Origin of the sequence: Macrococcus sp. PK (assembly GCF_022501545.1) — a bacterium.
In the GTDB taxonomy this organism is placed as follows: Bacteria; Bacillota; Bacilli; order Staphylococcales; family Staphylococcaceae; genus Macrococcoides; species Macrococcoides epidermidis.
In genome coordinates, this window is the sequence record NZ_JAEPRF010000022.1 from 1 (window position 1) to 18,882 (window position 18,882).

The 18,882-nt window shown below is 35.0% G+C and carries 14 protein-coding genes; 3 read left to right on the forward strand and 11 right to left on the reverse strand.

Going from position 1 to position 18,882, the window contains the following annotated elements:
- The 10 genes from JJJ02_RS13140 to JJJ02_RS13185 all read right to left on the reverse strand — a co-directional run.
- Positions 1 to 263: YSIRK-type signal peptide-containing protein (locus JJJ02_RS13140; protein ID WP_240839367.1), on the reverse strand; the 263-nt coding region annotated here is incomplete at its 3' end.
- Between the two features lie 177 nt (positions 264 to 440).
- Positions 441 to 1,757: an accessory Sec system glycosylation chaperone GtfB gene (gtfB, locus tag JJJ02_RS13145; RefSeq protein WP_240839054.1), complete on the reverse strand. Its 1,317-nt coding sequence runs from the start codon at positions 1,755 to 1,757 to the stop codon at positions 441 to 443.
- The gene (gene gtfA / locus JJJ02_RS13150) at positions 1,754 to 3,253 is read right to left on the reverse strand and encodes an accessory Sec system glycosyltransferase GtfA (RefSeq protein WP_240839157.1); all 1,500 of its coding nucleotides are present in this window, start codon (positions 3,251 to 3,253) and stop codon (positions 1,754 to 1,756) included. The genes gtfB and gtfA overlap by 4 nt, the downstream gene beginning before the upstream one ends.
- An 11-nt stretch (positions 3,254 to 3,264) precedes the next feature.
- On the reverse strand, positions 3,265 to 5,646 hold the full coding sequence (gene secA2 / locus JJJ02_RS13155; protein WP_240839052.1) for an accessory Sec system translocase SecA2: 2,382 nt from the start codon (positions 5,644 to 5,646) through the stop codon (positions 3,265 to 3,267).
- A 4-nt stretch (positions 5,647 to 5,650) separates the two neighbouring features.
- A complete protein-coding gene (asp3, locus tag JJJ02_RS13160; protein WP_240839050.1) occupies positions 5,651 to 6,172 on the reverse strand; it encodes an accessory Sec system protein Asp3 in 522 nt (173 codons plus the stop codon).
- A complete protein-coding gene (gene asp2 / locus JJJ02_RS13165) occupies positions 6,162 to 7,715 on the reverse strand; it encodes an accessory Sec system protein Asp2 (protein ID WP_240839048.1) in 1,554 nt (517 codons plus the stop codon). Before asp2 ends, asp3 begins: the two co-directional genes overlap by 11 nt.
- Complete coding sequence (gene asp1 / locus JJJ02_RS13170) at positions 7,699 to 9,228, reverse strand: accessory Sec system protein Asp1 (protein ID WP_240839047.1); 1,530 nt, start codon at positions 9,226 to 9,228, stop codon at positions 7,699 to 7,701. The genes asp2 and asp1 overlap by 17 nt, the downstream gene beginning before the upstream one ends.
- Positions 9,229 to 9,237: 9 nt before the next feature.
- A complete protein-coding gene (secY2, locus tag JJJ02_RS13175) occupies positions 9,238 to 10,449 on the reverse strand; it encodes an accessory Sec system protein translocase subunit SecY2 (RefSeq protein WP_240839045.1) in 1,212 nt (403 codons plus the stop codon).
- Between the two features lie 93 nt (positions 10,450 to 10,542).
- Positions 10,543 to 10,857 (reverse strand): LPXTG cell wall anchor domain-containing protein, encoded by a 315-nt coding sequence (locus JJJ02_RS13180; protein WP_240839043.1) that lies wholly within the window; start codon positions 10,855 to 10,857, stop codon positions 10,543 to 10,545.
- Positions 10,820 to 14,212 carry a KxYKxGKxW signal peptide domain-containing protein gene (locus tag JJJ02_RS13185; RefSeq protein ID WP_240839369.1) on the reverse strand — a complete coding sequence of 1,131 codons (3,393 nt, stop codon included), beginning with the start codon at positions 14,210 to 14,212 and terminating at the stop codon, positions 10,820 to 10,822. The genes JJJ02_RS13180 and JJJ02_RS13185 overlap by 38 nt, the downstream gene beginning before the upstream one ends.
- A 387-nt stretch (positions 14,213 to 14,599) precedes the next feature.
- On the opposite strand from JJJ02_RS13185, the gene JJJ02_RS13190 reads away from it, so the two are divergent.
- The 3 genes from JJJ02_RS13190 (at position 14,600) to JJJ02_RS13200 (ending at position 18,509) form a co-directional block, all read left to right on the forward strand.
- Positions 14,600 to 16,111 (forward strand): glycosyltransferase, encoded by a 1,512-nt coding sequence (locus tag JJJ02_RS13190; RefSeq protein ID WP_240839371.1) that lies wholly within the window; start codon positions 14,600 to 14,602, stop codon positions 16,109 to 16,111.
- A gap of 12 nt (positions 16,112 to 16,123) precedes the next feature.
- Positions 16,124 to 16,960, forward strand: a complete 837-nt coding sequence (locus JJJ02_RS13485; RefSeq protein WP_396614749.1) for a CatB-related O-acetyltransferase — start codon at positions 16,124 to 16,126, stop codon at positions 16,958 to 16,960.
- A 67-nt stretch (positions 16,961 to 17,027) separates the two neighbouring features.
- On the forward strand, positions 17,028 to 18,509 hold the full coding sequence (locus JJJ02_RS13200; protein ID WP_240839373.1) for a M4 family metallopeptidase: 1,482 nt from the start codon (positions 17,028 to 17,030) through the stop codon (positions 18,507 to 18,509).
- Positions 18,510 to 18,644: 135 nt separating this feature from the next.
- On the opposite strand, the gene JJJ02_RS13205 is transcribed toward JJJ02_RS13200, so the two are convergent.
- Positions 18,645 to 18,882, reverse strand: a 238-nt coding sequence (locus JJJ02_RS13205; RefSeq protein ID WP_240839375.1) for an LPXTG cell wall anchor domain-containing protein, incomplete at its 5' end; no start/stop codon positions are given.

Below are 18,882 nucleotides of genomic sequence, written 5' to 3' on the forward strand. Positions count from 1 at the left end.
GCTTCTGTTGTTGGCGCTTCTGTTGTTGGCGCTTCTGTCGTTGGGGCTTCTGTCGTTGGCGCTTCAGTAGGTGGTGCATTAGCTGTTTCTACACTTGTTGTGCTTTGAGATGTTTCCTCTGCTTCTACGTCTACTGCATTCCCTAAAAATAATAATGAGCCAATTAATATTGACGATGTTCCTATCGTAAACTTACGTATCGAATACTTGTTCAAACGATTTGATATAAAATCATATCGTTTACTATTAGGTTTTTTCTTCATATATTCCTCCGAAGTTTTTATTTTATACAAAAATAATATTTCAATACATCTTAAAACACATTTATATGTATTTACTTTACTTGAAAGCTTAAAACATAAAAAGCGACAATTTTTAAAAAAGTGTCCCCTTTTCGTCGAATTCAATAAAAAAAATAAGCCCGGAATCTATTCCAGGCTTTAATTAAAGGTTTTATTAAACTGTTCTACTGTCATTTCATTTGCATGTTCCTTTTGTTTTTTCAACAAATCCATAAATTTATCTGGTCTTTCATATAAGAGATTTAGTTGCCTAATAATGTCTTCGGTCTGCTCATAAATATGTTCAGGTGCAGTAAACCTTCTGTTATGCGCCGTATTGTTATGTGCAAGTATCAACATATTAAAATCAAATGCACTACGAACTGCATTCAAAATCTCATTACTATGATTGATATCCAAATAAATATTACTTTCTTTATATAATTTCATCACTGTATCACGCTTAACACTTGGATATAATTTAACATTATGATACTTCCCAAGCTCCATCAACTTCGGTGACATTTCTGTAACTGCTGCAACATTAAAAGTGTATTGTGGTAACTCATTAATGTAACGCTCAATATCTTCGAGTTGGTCTGAATTAGTAAGTGTTAGTATTTGTTCGCCCATTTGCGCTTTCTTCATATATTTATAAAGGTATCCTGCACTTTTAATTTTATGTTTCACAGAATGATTTACTACTGATAGTATACGTTCATATTCAAGTTTATCAGGAATAACTGCTGTAAAATCACGATTTGGTGATTCAAACATTAGTTTCATATTTCCCGGTATGTCATCTTGAATCGTTTCCTGCCAGAATAAATAATCTTTCCCAGGCAGTCCTAAATGATAAACTGCAATAAATGGAACAGAAAGTGAGTTTAAAATAAATCCATCTAATTGATCAAATGCTTCTTTTAAAAAGAATTGGACGAATTCGATTTTATTTTTAAATAGATAATCTTTCTCTTTATAAGTAAGTACAATTGACTGAGTGAAATGGTTTTCATATATAATTACTTTCCCATTACGATCATAAAATGTTTTTAATACTGATTGTCCTGCTTTATTAAATACTTGCGTCGCAAATTTGAAGCCGTACTTATTGTAGTGATCAACGGCGCGTACATCTCCTTCTTCATCTAACCAATCTACTCGATTTACAATTCTATTTTTATTGTTTCGGCAGTAGAATATTCGTCCGCGTAGCTTCCCCATATCTTTAATTGTACCTTGATTGTTTGTTCCTTCTATTTCCCAATATAATGGTGTTGCCACTTCGTTAAAATAACGTCCATTTTCTTTTTTTAATGGTATGAAGTTAGAAAAGAATAAATAAGGTGTTATCACATCATCTGGCAGAAACCCATCATCTTCGATAACTGCTGTTTGGTGATATATTTCAGATTGCTTCAAGCTGTGATACAATGTTGCGCTTTCATCTGTAAATGTTTCAAATAACGTTATCATTGAATCACCTCATTTATCAGTTGTTCCCACTTCTGATGAACATTCTCTGTCAGGAATGGTTTAGCTATTTCATAAGACTGTGCTTCTACTTGTGAAATTGATAACTCGTAAAATTTAACTATTACCTTAGCATATTCTGTTATTGTTTCTTCTATTGATTTCTTCTCAAGTTCCAGTGGCAACAATAATCCATTTTGTCCATGCTTAATAAATGTCGGATTACCATAATTCACATCAAATCCTATCATCCCTAACCCTGAACCTACCGCTTCCATCAATGTTAAACCGAACCCTTCACTTTGAGACGCCGATAAGAATAATTCATAATTTTTATATACTTCTGCTAAATCAACGTGTCCTCGTAAGTGAATATATTCATTTGCATCATGTTGATTAATAATTTCAGCGATTTTACTTTTTTCAGTACCTTCTCCGTATATATCAAATGTGAGTTCTGGTATTTCTTTCTTGGCCTGGATAACTGCTCTTACCATCCAGTCAACATGCTTTTCATTTGCGAGCCTTGATGCAGTAATAATTGCAAATGGTCGTCTTGTGCCTTTTTTCAATGCATCAATACTGCCTACTGGTATCGTATAAATCGCTGGTGAAATATTTTTATATTTTTTAAATTGCTCAGCGAGCAATTTGTTTTGTGCATCTGTTGAAGCAATATAAAAATCGACTAACCCTGCATTTGTAAACTGATAGTCATAATAATTATTCCAGAGAATATAATCATCATCTGTAAAATTCTCACTATAATGTTCAGCATGGATAACGACACCAAGCTTACTGTCTCCTTTATTAGAGAACACGGCTTGACCGACTTTCGTTCCTCTGTCTAGAATAACGATATCATCACGAGTTAATTTCAAACATTTCATAAAGTAATCAACAAACTGTTCTTTAGAATATAATTTCATATCTTCAAAATCATACATACTATTTTCGCCATCAATGTATTCTTTATATGCAATCGAGCCACTTTCATTATAGAATATGCGCATAAATACTTTTGCAGCACCATCTACAGGTCCATAAAACTCACTAAATAAGCGAGTGTACGTATAATAATCTTTGCGCACTAAATAACCATTTATAACGAATTCTGCACGATCTACTTTATCACTTGTTTTATCTTTTAAATAACAGGTAATAAAGTTGCCCTGTCCAGGCAGAATCAGCTTCTTCAGTTTACCAACTTGTTCTTCAGATACTACTTTCTCAGCTAATGTTTCCTTTAAATCATTTATTGTATATGTTGTTTCGTGTATTTTTACATCCGTAAAATATTGGTATAACCATATAATCTCTTCATCCTTAAAATCCATATTAGATGATAACGTCTGAATATTTTCATTCGACATAAAGTCTAAAAATATAAACTTTGCCGGAATATTTAAATCACGCAAAACTTTAGCACGGTACTTTTGAGCATATTCAACACCACTACTTGCCCATCCTATACCAAAATTAATATTATAAATCATTATTTCACCTCTTATTATGGGAAATGGATAATTAAGTTACCCTCTTTATCGAACGCGATAATGCTGAGACACATATTTCTAACGATGGATTCATAAATTTTATGTCCCATAGCTTTATATGATGCTAATGCTACACGATGATATTCACTGATTGCATTACGATGTCCGCTGCGATTTGACACACTACTTTTAAGCTGTGATAATTGATCGACTTGTCTAATCCAGTTCGTATCGACTGCTTTAAGAATGGATTTTTTCAGAAACTCCTGGAACATATCATCATGATTAATGATATCCCTATTACTTTGTAACTGTTTATTAAATAAATCCAATAGAAATGAAATTAATTCCTCTTTATCCTGTAATACATATTCATCAATTGATTTACTATATTGAAAGCTTATATTTTTATAAATATATTCTAATATATCTTGTTTAGAAAACGTTGCTTGTGAATGTACGAATGAAGCGATAACATCTCTAGCAACCTGCTCAACTTTAAAGTTAAAGAAATCATCTGATTTTAGTAAACGATCCCTTTCTTGATATACATTCATACGTTGTATACTAATACTTTTCTCATATTCATTTGCCATCAGTCGACCGACGATTCCATTTTCTTCTGAAACCATCTGTGCCTTTTTTACGATACGATTAATACGCTGATGAAGCAGTCGACTACCTTCCAACTGTTCAGCATTCACAGTCAATGTTTCGCGCTTGTCAATAAGGCGGTCATTTCCCCAGCGTTTCACAAGATAATCTTCTAGAGAAATGAATATTTGACTTGTACCAGGATCACCTTGTCGACCAGATCGTCCTCTAAGTTGTCGGTCTACGCGGCTATTCTCCATATGTTCATTAATAATTACCGCAAGTCCACCTAGTTCAAGCGAGGTCTTATCTAATTTAATATCAGTACCTCGGCCAGCCATACTAGTAGCAACGGTTACTGCGTTATGTTGCCCTGCTTCTTTAATCATTTGAGCTTCCTTCGCAACGTTTTGTGCGATTAGTAAGTTATTTGGAATGCCTAAATTAAATAACAATTCCGAGAAATACTCTGCAGCTTCTGCGGTACGTGTAATCATCAAGATTGGTCTTCCTGTTTGATGTACCGAAAGGACATGTTCTAGTAATGCTTTATTCTTTGATTCCATATCAATAAATACTTTATCTGCCAGATCCTCTCGAATAACTGGTTTATCTGTTGGGATTTGAATAACAACTTTATTGTACAGGTCTGAAAATTCTTTCTCTCCAAGTTTTGCAGTGGCACTCATACCTGAAAAGTTATCAAACTGCATAAACAGATTTTGAAAAGTAATCGTAGCCATCGCACTTAAGTCCGGTGATAACTTAACATGTTCACGCGCTTCTATAGCTTGATGCATACCTGATTGCAGTTTCGTACCGGTAAGCATTCTTCCTGTTGTACGATCAATTAGAATCACTTCATTATCCCTTACTATATAATCAATGTTGCGTTCAAAGAGAAACTTTGCACGTAAAGAGAGGTTAATGATTCTCACAAGATCAAAATATCGGGCTTCATACAATCCTTTAATTTGAAAATAATGTTCAGCAGTGCGCACACCTTTATCTGTAAGGTATATTTCCTGTTCATCTTCTTTATATTCATAATCATCTTCAGACAGTGTATCGATAAACTCTTTGACATTCGGATATAGATTCGACTGTACACGAGCGGCTCCTGAAATGACGAGTGGTGTCTGTGCTGCATCTAGAATAATTGAATCAATTTCATCGATAATAGCATATTTAAGCTGTGGCATATATTTGCTCTTTATATTATCAGCTAGATTATCTATCAAGTAATCAAAACCTAATATACCATTCGTTGTATAGATAATATCTGCTTCATAGATTGCCTTCTTTTCACCTGGTTTATAGTCATAACCAGGCTCATCAACAAATCCTAAATTGGCAGTAAGACCTAACCAAGAATATAATGGCTGCATTTCCATAAAGTCACGCTTAGCTAAATAATCATTCGTTGTAACTAGCATATTTCCATTACCTTGAAGGCCGTTAAGATACAAAGGCATTGTTGCAGTCAATGTCTTCCCTTCACCAGTCTGCATCTCTGCAATATTACCTTGGTGCATCACAATCGCACCCAGAATTTGTACTTCTTTTGGATACAGACCTATTACGCGACGACTTGCTTCACGACACACTGCATATGCTTCAGGCATAATATCGTCCAGCGTTTCTCCTTGAGATAATCTCTTCTTAAATTCTGCTGTTTTACTTTGCAAGGCTTCATCAGTGAATGTTGAATATGTTTCGGATAAACGTACAATCTTACGTAATATTCTCTGTAACCCACGTAATCGCGCATCATTAATCACTGTATTTATCATATGCTTCATCTGATCACCTCTTTATGTCATCCCGCTTTAATTGTTTCAATACATTAGCATTATTATAGTTAAAGCTTTGTTCATCACAATTTAGTTGATGAATATTACTTATCGCTTCAATTGTTATAGATTCAAATTCAAATGACTTTACTGAAGCGCTAAGCATCTCAATTTCATAATAATACGCTTCTTCTGAATACGTAAATGTACCTTCTTTTTCGTTAAATATAATTGCTTTTATCAAAGATTTATTACGGCGATACATAGACAGTTTGAAGTAAACAGAATTTGCTGGGGTTTCTTCGATATTAAATTTTATATCGTACGCTTTGTTACGCTTCAATATCGGTAGACTTGGTATATGACGTTCACGAAAATAAGCACTCGTCATCATCCAACTATGAATGACTGTACCTGCTGGCATTAATTCGTTCTTAAATTTCACTTTGTTATCATCAAATGATAATGTTGTACCATACATAAACGTTGTTGCTTCAATATGTTTCCATTGAATGATAAATTTATTATCGATCATGTGGTATTCTCCCAAATTCGGTTTCTAATAATACATTATAGAAATGTACAAACCAGTTATTAATCGTACTCGAATCATCATTGTGACGCCCAGGAATGGCACGGCTAATCGTCTTCACATGTTTCTCCGATAATACATGTAGTAAATCATCAAAGGCCAGTAAATCATAATCATCATGCATCATGTATGAAAGTGCAAATGTTGTCTGAGATAAATCAGAGTCACTAAATACTTTCCAGAATTTCTCGTTTAAAGCTGCAATATGCTCTTTTGAAGTCCCACCAGTTAAGGACATGAGTACGTCATTAGCAGTGCCGAAATCATTTGGTCTTAACAACTTCATATTATCTGCTATCGTTCCAACATTGACCAAAGGTTTACCTGCTATAACGGCTGCAGGATTAAGTTGTGCACCATAGTACAATGCGCCGAATGAGCCCATCGATAATCCTGATAAGATCAAATCATCGCTATTAAAACCGAGCTGCTCTAAACTTTGCTCAATCACTTCTTTAATCGCATGTTCATATTCTTGTGACCCCATATAGAAAGATCCACCTTCAAGTCTTGGATCTGCAATCAACAAAAAGGGAGCATCAAACATATTCATCATAAAATAACCTTCAAAACCTTCTGCTGTTCTATATCCACTGAAATATACGTTAAGCGGTGGCTTTAAATCGCCAGGATGCAAATAGTAAATGAATTCATTACGTTGATCATCTGCAAAGCGTTTTCCACCCATAAGAAAACTTCCAAATTCAAGTCGGCTCCACCTTCTATGCAGTGCACCAAGTAATAGTTTACCTTTTCCTTTAACTTCAACGGTTATCGATAAATATGCTTCATAATCAAGTCGCTTAAACTTTATTGGTTCTTGTAAATCTTCTAATGGGACAACGTATTCTTCAGTCAACATACCAATTGTTCCAGAAGGAATCATACGAATTCTTAATTGCATGTCTAACTCATTATCTATTTCAAATTCCGGCCATACTTCAAGTACTCTGTCTTTTTCATAAAAAATATTGTAACGCCATGTCGCAATCGGTACGAATTCATTTGTCTTCGGACAATCAAAGACAACATATTTATTTCCGAGGTACTCTACCTGTCCTTTAAATGAAGGGTGTGCCACAATACTTTTCGTATGAATCTTATCACCGTATTGACCCACATACGCAATCGACTTAATCTTTTCAATAAGCGCTTCACGATTTGGTGCACTGAATTCTCTAATTAGCATTTGACGTGTCAACTTAAGACTTTCAAATTCCGGCCAATATGTACTTGTCACGTACGTATTATAAGGCGTAACAATATCTTCTATAACCATCATGAGTTCATCCGTTTTATGTGCTTCAATTAATATAAAGTCAAAAGCCTTTGCCTTTTTTAAGAACACCTTTAATCCTTCGATTATTTCAAATGGTTCTATGAGTCGCTCTATATGAACAAACTGCCAATAAATATTATTGTTACTTTCAAAAGCAGCTGTATCATTTTGTGTTCCAATTTGTAATACTTTAAATTTCTTTCTCATATGCTTCTCCTTTAATAAATCGATCAAATTGATTGATAATATTAATCGATGCATATTTTTTCGTCAATTTCATATTGTATGCAAGTGATGCGTTCCAATGTTTTAAGACCAGTAAGTAATAATTGAGCGCAAGCGTAATACCATCATCATCATGGATAATCATCCCATTAATATTGTCTTCAACATAGTCTGTTGCTCTCATGTTTATTTGAGGAATACCTGCACTGATTGCGCAAATCTGCAGGAATAAATCAGGTTCTTGATTTAAATCTATTACAATTCTGAGCTCGGCAATTTTTTTAATAACATCATTCTCAAACGGAAGTGATACTAATTGTATCACCTTTGCTTTTTCAGTATCTTCCTCATTAAACAAGCCTAAAGTATCAGCTTCAGCAATAAATCGGTCATTAATAGCTTCTACTTTCTCGGTTAAATAATGATAATTAGATAAACTTTCACGGGTCATCAATACAATTTTCATCTGTTCATTCTCTACGACAAAATCAATTAGTAAATCAATTAATGAATTCAATCTTTCAGCGTCTAGACCATCAATATTTACACCTATATACGTCTCATACAATTGACTGCTAAGACTTGGCAAAGCCTGAGTGTTAAAAGGTGTGATCCTTAACATACCTTCAGGCTTAACTGTAGCTAATATTGCTTCATTATCTTGTGTATCAACAACCCAATGAGATGCGTGTTGCATCTCAATTAACTCATCTTGCTGAATAATGCGATTACGCTTTGTAAAGATACAATACGTTAAATTTTTTTCAATTACAACACGATTAATAAGCTTATTATGGTGATAATGCGCAGCTGCAATGATCGGCTCTTGTGATACATTCTCAAGATATAGTTGAAGTCTTTCTTCAATCAGTTCCATCATCGATGAATACGATGTCTGCTTAAATTGTGACTGATAAGCACTTGCTATCATTACTTCACCAGCTGTATATTCTGTAAGCACAACATCACCTTTTACACTCATCAATTGACTATAAGCTAGCTCACCATCGTCATACACCTCAACACTTGAAAGCATACCACGATCATCAAATACATAACGATGCGTCTTTATATCATCTTTGAAATCTTCAATCCAGATTAAATACCCCATATTAGAATAATGAATATGTGAATAAGTATCATTTGACGTAATGCAGCGAATTAAATACGGCGTATATACAAATTCAGTATGTTCGGGCCAATCTAAATCTCTGTAGTCTATTGCTTGGGGGGTCATATTTTTAAATCCCTGTATCTCATCAAACACAGACCAGTAATCACATTCGAATAACTGATTGCGATACAAAAATGATCTTAAGTCTGTAAAATGATTTAGGATTATCATTTTAAAAGGGTTATCATTTTTGTAATGCATACCCATAATACTCACCATGTCATCAAATTCTGTCTTCGTGTGAACATCATCATAATAAGGTCTTGCTCGGTCTTGCCACCACTGATTTTGTGCATACCAAGCGGGAATAAAATATTTCATATAAACTCCTTACCAATAACGTTTTAAAAATCCTTCGTATCGATCAAAATATAATAAAGTTTTTACATATTCAACCATATTTAAAGCAATATATACAACCATGATAATCTGAATCGACAGAATAATCTCTACAGATGATTTTGGATACAGTAATGTCGTAAATAATGGGATACCAATAATGAGTGTAACGATAAATGCACCTACAAAACTAACTTTGCGTGCTTTATCTTTTAGAAACCTTTCAGTCGCTTTACCAGGTTGAATACCGATAAAATAGTTGCCACTCTTTTGAAACATCTCAGCTTTATTCTTTGGATTTAACATAAAAACAGAAAGCCAGAAATTAAAAACAAATAACATTGAGACAAATAATGTGATTCCTACAGGATTAGTGAAACTTATAAAAGACGTATCAACATAATCACCTAACGTTAATGCATGTAACATTAAATCAACAAAATACTTCAAACTTATAAATAGTGCAATTGTAATCATAATCGATAAACTGCCACTTGGATTTAACTTCCAGGCAATATAAGGTTTCTGATAAGGCGTTGAAACCGTCATAATATCCTCATATTTAATATGATACTCTGATAACTCAAGCACTAATAAAACAATAAATGCAATTAATACAAATATAAAAGCAAACATAACAATGATCGGACCAACCGAAAATAATACAGAAGATTGGCTAAGAAAGCTTCTAATAATACTAATGAAAACGATAGGCATTGCTCCAGCAATCCCTCTAATTGTATTAATATCAGCCATCCACATTAAAAGCATACTTCCACTAATTAATACAAGCATCGCAATCCATTGTGAATATGGCTGTTCAGGGTTTAAAATATATGCTTGTCTGACTAAAAAATAACTTTGAATAATTGCGATTATTAGAGTTAATATTTTTTCTCTAATACTTCGTTCATATTGAGTAAGTTTAACCATTTTCTCCGGAAACTTATAATAATAAAGCATAGTGATTATCATCGCTGTTAACCACGGACCAAGTCCTAGAGAAAAAATATTAATACTATCTAAATTGCCTCCCATATTGGCGATTGTCATTTTATAAGTTGAATCTATGTTTAGTTCATTTGGTGTTGATAACAATGGAATACGCGTTCCTATTACATAAATGATTAATAATAAACATGTAAATAATAAACGCCTTCTCACCGTTTTCCATTCATTCATTTCAATGTAATGGCTACTCATAATTTTACTCCTAATTATAGAAATATATTTAATATTATACCAAAGTACAAGTACGCCTGTGCGTACTTGTACTCTAGATAATATCATATTAAATTATACTTCTTCATTTCCTTCATCATTGTCTTTCTTTTTCTTCTTAAGCAATCCAAGACCCGCAAGTAACGCAAATGCACCTGGCAATAACGTACCGCTACGTTCACCCGTATCCGGAAGAATCTCTGCATGCTTAGATGAATCTTTCGTATTTCCTAGGCTATCTTTATCATCTTCTTGATAAGCAGGTAATATATCTGCATCATCATTATCATCTTCTTGATAAGCAGGTAATATATCTGCATCATCATTATCATCTGCAGGAGTTACTGAATCATCATAGTAACGGCAACGTTGCAAAATCATCTTCCTCATAAGCATTTGACATACTAGTTGATTGAGAAGTCATAGACTCAGAACTTGATTCGCTCATAGTTCCACTTGTCGATTCTGAAATTGAACCTGACGTTGACTCACTTACTGAACCACTTGTCGATTCTGAGATTGAACCTGATGTTGATTCACTTACTGAACCACTTGTCGATTCTGAGATTGAACCTGATGTTGATTCACTTACTGAACCACTTGTCGATTCTGAGATTGAACCTGACACTGATCCAGAAGTTGACTCACTCACCGAACCGCTTGTTGATTCTGAAATTGAACCTGATGTTGATTCGCTTACTGAACCACTCGTCGATTCTGAAATTGAACCTGATGTTGACTCACTTACTGATCCACTCGTTGATTCTGAAATTGAACCAGATGTTGATTCACTCACCGAACCACTCGTCGATTCTGAGATTGAACCTGACGTTGATTCACTTACTGAACCAGAAGTTGATTCTGAAATCGAGCCTGATGTCGACTCACTTACTGATCCGCTGGTTGATTCTGAAATCGAACCTGATGTTGACTCACTTACCGAACCGCTTGTCGATTCTGAGATTGAACCTGACACTGATCCAGAAGTTGACTCACTCACCGAACCGCTTGTTGATTCTGAAATCGAGCCTGATGTCGACTCACTTACTGAACCACTTGTTGACTCTGAATTTGAACCTGACACTGATCCAGAAGTTGACTCTGAAATTGAACCTGATGTTGATTCACTCACCGAACCACTCGTTGATTCTGAAATTGAACCAGATGTTGATTCACTCACCGAACCACTCGTCGATTCTGAAATTGAACCTGACACTGATCCAGAAGTTGACTCACTCACCGAACCACTCGTCGATTCTGAAATTGAACCTGATGTCGATTCACTTACTGATCCACTYGTTGATTCTGARATTGAWCCTGAYGTTGATTCACTYACAGAWCCRCTTGTTGAYTCTGAAATTGAACCTGAWRYTGAYTCACTTACTGAWCCRCTTGTTGATTCTGAAATCGAACCTGATGTTGACTCACTTACTGAACCACTCGTTGATTCTGAGATTGATCCTGATGTTGACTCTGAAATAGAATCTGATACTGATTCGCTTACTGAGCCACTTGTCGATTCTGATACTGAACCTGATGTCGACTCACTTACTGAGCCACTTGTTGATTCAGAAATTGAACCTGATGTTGATTCACTTACTGAGCCACTTGTTGATTGTGATGTGCTAATCGAGTTTGATAATGAGCCGCTTGTTGATTGAGATACTGATCCCGATGTTGATTGACTTGTTGATCCACTTGTTGATTGTGATGTGCTAATCGAGTTCGATAATGAACCGCTTGTCGATTGACTTACTGAGCCTGATGTCGACTGGCTTGTTGATCCACTTGTTGATTGTGATGTGCTAATCGAGTTCGATAATGAGCCGCTTGTTGATTGAGATACTGATCCCGATGTTGATTGACTTGTTGATCCACTTGTTGATTGTGACGTACTAATCGAGTTCGATAATGAACCGCTTGTTGATTGACTTACTGAACCAGATGTCGACTGGCTTGTTGATCCGCTTGTTGATTGTGATGTGCTAATCGAGTTCGATAATAAACTTCTTGTCGATTGACTTACTGAGCCTGATGTCGACTGGCTTATTGAACCACTTGTACTGTTTGCTAACGATGTACTCGTACTGTTTGCTAAAGATGTACTTGTACTGTTTGCTAAAGATGTACTTGTACTGTTTGCTAAAGATGTACTTGCACTTACACTGTTTGCTAAAGATGTACTTGCACTTACGCTGTTTACTAACGATGTACTTGCACTTACGCTGTTTACTTTTGAAGTACTAGCACTTGCACTTAATGATGCAGACTGACTTGGATCTGTATAAGATATCGTTCCAGCATTAGCAAAGTAATCTGCTAATCCACCACCATCTTGAGATGCATATGGATTAAAGGTGAATGATCTTGTTCCTGTAGATAAGTTATTGACAGTGAATGTTGTTGTTAATCCATATCCTTGGTTAGCATATGTTCCGTTCATAATATAACCTGTTGGCCAAGAATACCCTCCACCTACAGTCTGCATTGCCTGTGTTAATGGTGCTGGGGCTGGTGATGGCGCTGTTGCTCCGGTTGCCTGGTTGATTAAAGATGAGGTTGCTGTGGTTGTAGTGCCATATCCACTACCAAGTGTAATCATCGGTGCATTAGTTGTTGATGTATTCTTCAATGATGTAGATAATTTAGTTGTTGGTTTCTCTACAGTTGCAGTGTCTGGGTTGTCATACGTTACAGTATATGTGAATGTTGTTGTAGTTCCATTATTCGTAACCTTTAATATATAGTAAATCGGTAAATTGTTGAAAGTATCTGTTCCAGCACCAGTAATTGTAGTCACGTTTCCGCTTGTTACAGTTCCTAATGCCATAATCGTCCCTAAATTTCCAAGTGTAATCGTGCCATTGGATAATGAGCTAATTGTTGCAAGAGACGATGACGTATCAGAAGTTGATGCTTGGGACATTGATTGCGACAGTGATAATGATTGATTTAATGAAGTTGAGTTCATAGTTGAATCTGATGTATTTGCTCCCATACTCGCCGAATCACTATTTGTAGCGTTTGCAGACATACTGTCAGTAGTTGATGTTTCAGATGTAGAAATACTCTCTGACTTCTGTTCACTTGCACTAACTGATGTTGATTGCTCTTCACTTATTGATGCAGATAAACTATCTGACTTTGTCTCTGTTGTCGATGCTTCTGAAGCAGACACACTTTCAGACTGCTGTTCACTCTCACTAATAGATGTTGATGATGATTCACTCACCGAGGCGGATAAACTTAATGATGATGATTCACTCACTGAATCAGATGTAGATTTTTCTGTAGATTCTGAAGTTGATTTCTCTGACGTTGAATTGTTCTCTGTATTTGAGTCTGAGGCAGCCGATTCTGAGGTTGCAGAATTTGCTTCAGTAGAATCTGTAATAACTGTTGAGTTTTGATTGGCTATTACTTCACTTCCTGTAGCAAGTTCAGAAGTTACGGGTAAGTCTGAGGCTGCAAAAGCCTGGTTTGGATCAAATGCATTAGCTGCGATGAACCCACCTGTAGCTATCGCTGTACCTTTAGCTATTTTATCTTTCATTGACTGATGTGCTTTATCATTCATTTCTTCTTGTTCATTTACAGTTTTAATAATCATAGGCAATCCCATAATTCTTAATAACTGAAGGTCTTTCAATCCAGCTTTGACCCAATGTTTACCTGATTTATATAATTTAAAACGTACTTTTTCATCTATAACACTCGACTTGAAATTTCTTTCTTTTCTTTTCATTTTCCACCTCTATATATAATAGATAACTTACTCGCATTTTATTCTCTTTATTAATTTTTTCATTATAACGTGGTTAATAAAATAGTACAAGCATAAATAAAAAATTTTCTTAAATATTAATTATTATTTATTAAAAAATTTTTTATTTGTCTTTTTTTAAATACTACTACATTCGCTATTATATCTTTTATAGTATATTATGGTAAAAATACATGTTTTCAGACAAATTAATATTTCTGACGAAAAAGATATCTGATTATATTGTATACCATCTAAAAAATATATTAAAATTTTATTGTTTATATTTTTTAGATTAATTGCTTAAAATGAATTTAAAATAGATTATAATAGATTGACTATGGATATAAATATCTAGGAGGGTGCTCAATGTACTATTTCACATGTATGAATGTTCCATACCATATAACTGGTGTAGATAAAGCATACTTTAACCGTCTAAAATTATTTAAACAACACAATATACCCGCTAAAATATTAACGGTGGATTATAACCACATGGCTTACGATACTTTAGTTCATCAAGGAGTAGAATACGACACTATTAATATGTATGATTACTTTCAAAATGCTGTATATTTGAAAGAATCCACTACGCTTGACTTACCACGTTACTGGAAAGAAGTATTGCATTATCAACTTGATGTAGTCGACCATCAGTTAGACATACAAGTGAAATCTCCGACCGGAAAGTTTCTAATGTATGCACGTTTTGTAACAACTGAACGTAAAAAGTTAAACTTCGTCAATTATATTAGTAATATCGGTACGATTACGAAGCATGAGCGTTATGACAATCGAGGATTCCTAAGTTCTGTCCGCTTTCTCGGCCCGGAAGAACGCGTCTTTTTAGAGCAGTACTATAATCCTGCAGGGGATATTGTTTTAGAGAAGCATTTTGATATAAACAACCAACAAGCTCCGGTGTCTATCTTACTTAAGCAACAGAACGGTTCAACACTTTACTTCGCAAATGAAGACGAACTTATCGCACACTTCATCGAATGTATATATAAGGAGGGTGATGTGTTTATTATCGATCGCCCTTACGAATACGTTAAACCTTTTGCTATGACAAGATCATCTATCCCTGCAGCAATCTTTATGCATACTACACATCTTCCAGATGCTTATAGTGAAGGTCGTCCTTTTAAATGGCCATATAATTTCCTGGGAGACCATATTGATCGTTTCGATGCGTTGATTTGTTCAACTGAAGAACAAAAGCTAGATTTAATTGAATCTAGCCCATTTAACGGTCGCATTTATAATATCCCTGTAGGTATGATTAAAGATGAAGCACTCATCCCCATTACTGATATTAGCCATAAGAACCCGTACAAAATTATTTCTGTCGCACGTTACATACAGACTAAGCAAATTGATCATCAAATTAGATTAGTTCATCGTCTAAAAGAACATTTTCCTGAATTAACTTTAGATATTTATGGTTTTGGTGGTTTAGGCGGTGTAGAGGACGCGTTAAAAAATCTTATCATTGAACTAGACGCGGAATCTTATATCTCACTTAAAGGGTATTCAACAGACTTATCACAAGCTTACGAAGAAAGTGGATTATCCCTTATTACAAGTACAGAAGAAGGGTTCGCTTTAGTGTTACTTGAATCATATAATCATAACACACCTGTCATTGGATATGATGTAAAGTATGGGCCAAGTGAAATCATTATTAATGATGTAAATGGTAATATCGTTCCTTTTAATGATGAACAAGCACTTTACGAGAAAGTGTATCAATTTTTAAAAGACGCTGATTTACGCGATAAATATTATAAGAATTGTATTTTAACAAAACAAAAGTATTCAGAGACAGCAAACTTTAACAAGTGGCAAAAGTTAATTGCTGATTTCAATCGATAAGGAGATTACATATTGGCTTCAATCATAAACGGTATTCATTTCATCACAGATGACTTACATTTACAACAAAAGCATAATCACATGGCTATTTATCCAACTCAACAAACTCTGGATTTCTTAACACAGAATCACATATTCACAAAAATTAATGAACATGGACACATTATCGCACCACAAGGTGATGTAATATATGTTGCAGATCAGGCAGTCATCGAGCCAAACACCGTATTTGGTGGTACAAACTTCTTCTTCTCTATGGGTGCATTTAGTTATACAAGAAGTCTGCTCCCATTAAACACAATCGTTGGACGTTATACTTCAATTGCCAATGATGTTAGACGTACTGGCTTTAGCCATCCGACTGATCGCTTTACAACATCACCGCTAACATATAACGCAGATGGAAACATTGTTAAATCCCATTTAAATAAACATTCAACACAGTTCAAAATGGTATCGCCAGGAAGTGAAGAAGAATCTCCTATCGTCATTGGTAATGATGTATGGATTGGACAAGATGTACTAATTCTCTCAACTGGTATCAATATCGGTGATGGCGCAATTGTCGCCGCGGGCTCAGTAGTCACTAAAGACGTACCACCATACGCGATTGTTGGGGGTGTTCCTGCACGTGTCATCAAATATCGATTCGATGAGCATATCATTGAAAAATTGTTGCAACTTAAATGGTGGCAATATGACTTTACTGATTTTTCAACAGTAGATGGCGATGATTCAATAGAAGTATTTATCGAAAAGATAGAAACACTTATACAACAAAATAAATTAGCTGTTTATCGCCCTAAAACTTTCACAAAAGAAGACATTTTGAAGCATACGAATAAATAAATTATATACAAAGTGATATTTTGCCACTATAATTCATTCATACCCATTCAAAATAAAGGAGCAATACATGAATAAACATATTCTTTCTACATTAATTACTGTAGTAATAACTACTACTGCCGCAACACAAACGACACAGGCAGCTGTTAAAGATAACCAGTCTGCAATTGATAGTCTAAAGACGTTACCAAACAGCGAGAATGCAAAAGCAATGTTTCATAAATATAGTGTGCATAATCAAACAACAGATGAATTAGGATTCACGCATTATACACTTGTCCCTAAAGTTAACGGTAAAATCGTTGATGACAGTGAAATCAAAGTTCACGTCAATCCTAAAGGGAAAGTGGTTATGATTAATGGTGCGACAGATGCTAAAGATCAAATACCATCAAATAAAATTCAACTATCTAAAGAACAAGCATTAACAAAAGCGTTTGATGCAATAAATATGAAGCAAAGTGATGCCAAAAACTTTCCTGGTGAAGTCGTTAAACAAAATACATTAAATATTGATAGTGATAAAATGTTATACGTATACGATATAGAGTTAATTACGACATTTCCTACAATCGGTCACTGGAATATTAAAGTCAACGCACAGGATGGAACAATTGTAGCCAAAGACAATGAGATTAAAAAAACCGCAACAACAGGACTTGGTCTCGGTGTTACTGGATCTTACAAATCAATTAATATTAATAGTGGAACTACATACACTTTAGAAGATTTAACACACGCAGGCCAACTTACAACATATCAATATAACACTGCTACAGGCGTTGGGACGATAGTAAGTGACACAGATAAAACATTTAATGCTACAAATCAAAAAGCACCAGTTGACGCACATTACTATGCTGGTCGCGTATATGATTATTATAAGAAAACATTCGGCAGAGAATCTTACGACAATAAAGGGACTGCAATTCCATCTCTTGTTGGTGTTAATACGATTTATACGACAAACGATTATCGTAACAATGCTGCATGGATTGGTGATAAAATGATTTACGGTGATGGTGATGGTACGAAATTTCGCGCAACATCAGGTGCACTTGATGTAGTAGCACACGAAATTACTCACGGTGTCATTCAGACGACTGCTGCACTTGGTAATCAAGGACAGACTGGTGCATTAAATGAAAGTATTTCGGACGTCTTTGCATATTTCAACGATCCACAAGATTGGTTAATTGCTGAAGATATTTATACACCTAGTATCGCAGGTGATGGCTTACGTAGTCTAGCCAATCCTGAATTATACGGCCAGCCAAGTAACATGAGCGGCTATGTAACGACAACAGCTGATTATGGTGGTGTTCATACGAATATGGGTATTCCAAATAAAGCAGCTTACAATACAATTACGGCTATCGGAATAGACAAATCACAGCAAATCTATTACCGTGCACTTACTCAATATTTAACTTCGACAGCTAACTTCCTAGATGCAAAACAAGCACTCGTACAATCTGCTAATGATTTATACGGTACAACAATAGCTAACCAAGTTAGCGTAGCCTGGGATCAAGTTGGAGTGAAATAAAGGCATTAAGAAACCCATTTATCTGGGTTTCTTTTTTTATGAAAATGTATGATTTTCTTCCATTATATATAAAACAAAAATAACCCCATTCGAATATTTCGAATGGGGTTACTTATATAAATATTAATATTAATATTATTTATTGTCAGATTGAACATCATCTTGACGTCTTCTACGAGCCGCAAGTAATGCAAATCCTCCAATCGCTGCTACTAATCCAGCTGCTGCACCTGAATCTTTAGCTTCACCAGTATCTGGTAAAGAAGATAGGTCTTCAGTTGTCTTAGCGTTATCAGATTTGTTAGCTTCAACGATCGGTGCTACTGCGTTATCAACAGTGTCGCCACCTGGTGTTGTTGTTCCACCTGTGTTA

Bases quoted from the DNA above. Each gene is read 5' to 3' on its own strand.
- JJJ02_RS13200 (WP_240839373.1), top strand. From the start codon at position 17,028: ATGAATAAACATATTCTTTCTACATTAATTACTGTAGTAATAACTACT.
- secA2 (WP_240839052.1), bottom strand. From the start codon at position 5,646: ATGAAGCATATGATAAATACAGTGATTAATGATGCGCGATTACGTGGG.
- secY2 (WP_240839045.1), bottom strand. From the start codon at position 10,449: ATGAGTAGCCATTACATTGAAATGAATGAATGGAAAACGGTGAGAAGG.
- JJJ02_RS13180 (WP_240839043.1), bottom strand. From the start codon at position 10,857: ATGAGGAAGATGATTTTGCAACGTTGCCGTTACTATGATGATTCAGTA.
- asp2 (WP_240839048.1), bottom strand. From the start codon at position 7,715: ATGAGAAAGAAATTTAAAGTATTACAAATTGGAACACAAAATGATACA.
- asp1 (WP_240839047.1), bottom strand. From the start codon at position 9,228: ATGAAATATTTTATTCCCGCTTGGTATGCACAAAATCAGTGGTGGCAA.
- asp3 (WP_240839050.1), bottom strand. From the start codon at position 6,172: ATGATCGATAATAAATTTATCATTCAATGGAAACATATTGAAGCAACA.
- JJJ02_RS13190 (WP_240839371.1), top strand. From the start codon at position 14,600: ATGTACTATTTCACATGTATGAATGTTCCATACCATATAACTGGTGTA.
- gtfB (WP_240839054.1), bottom strand. From the start codon at position 1,757: ATGATAACGTTATTTGAAACATTTACAGATGAAAGCGCAACATTGTAT.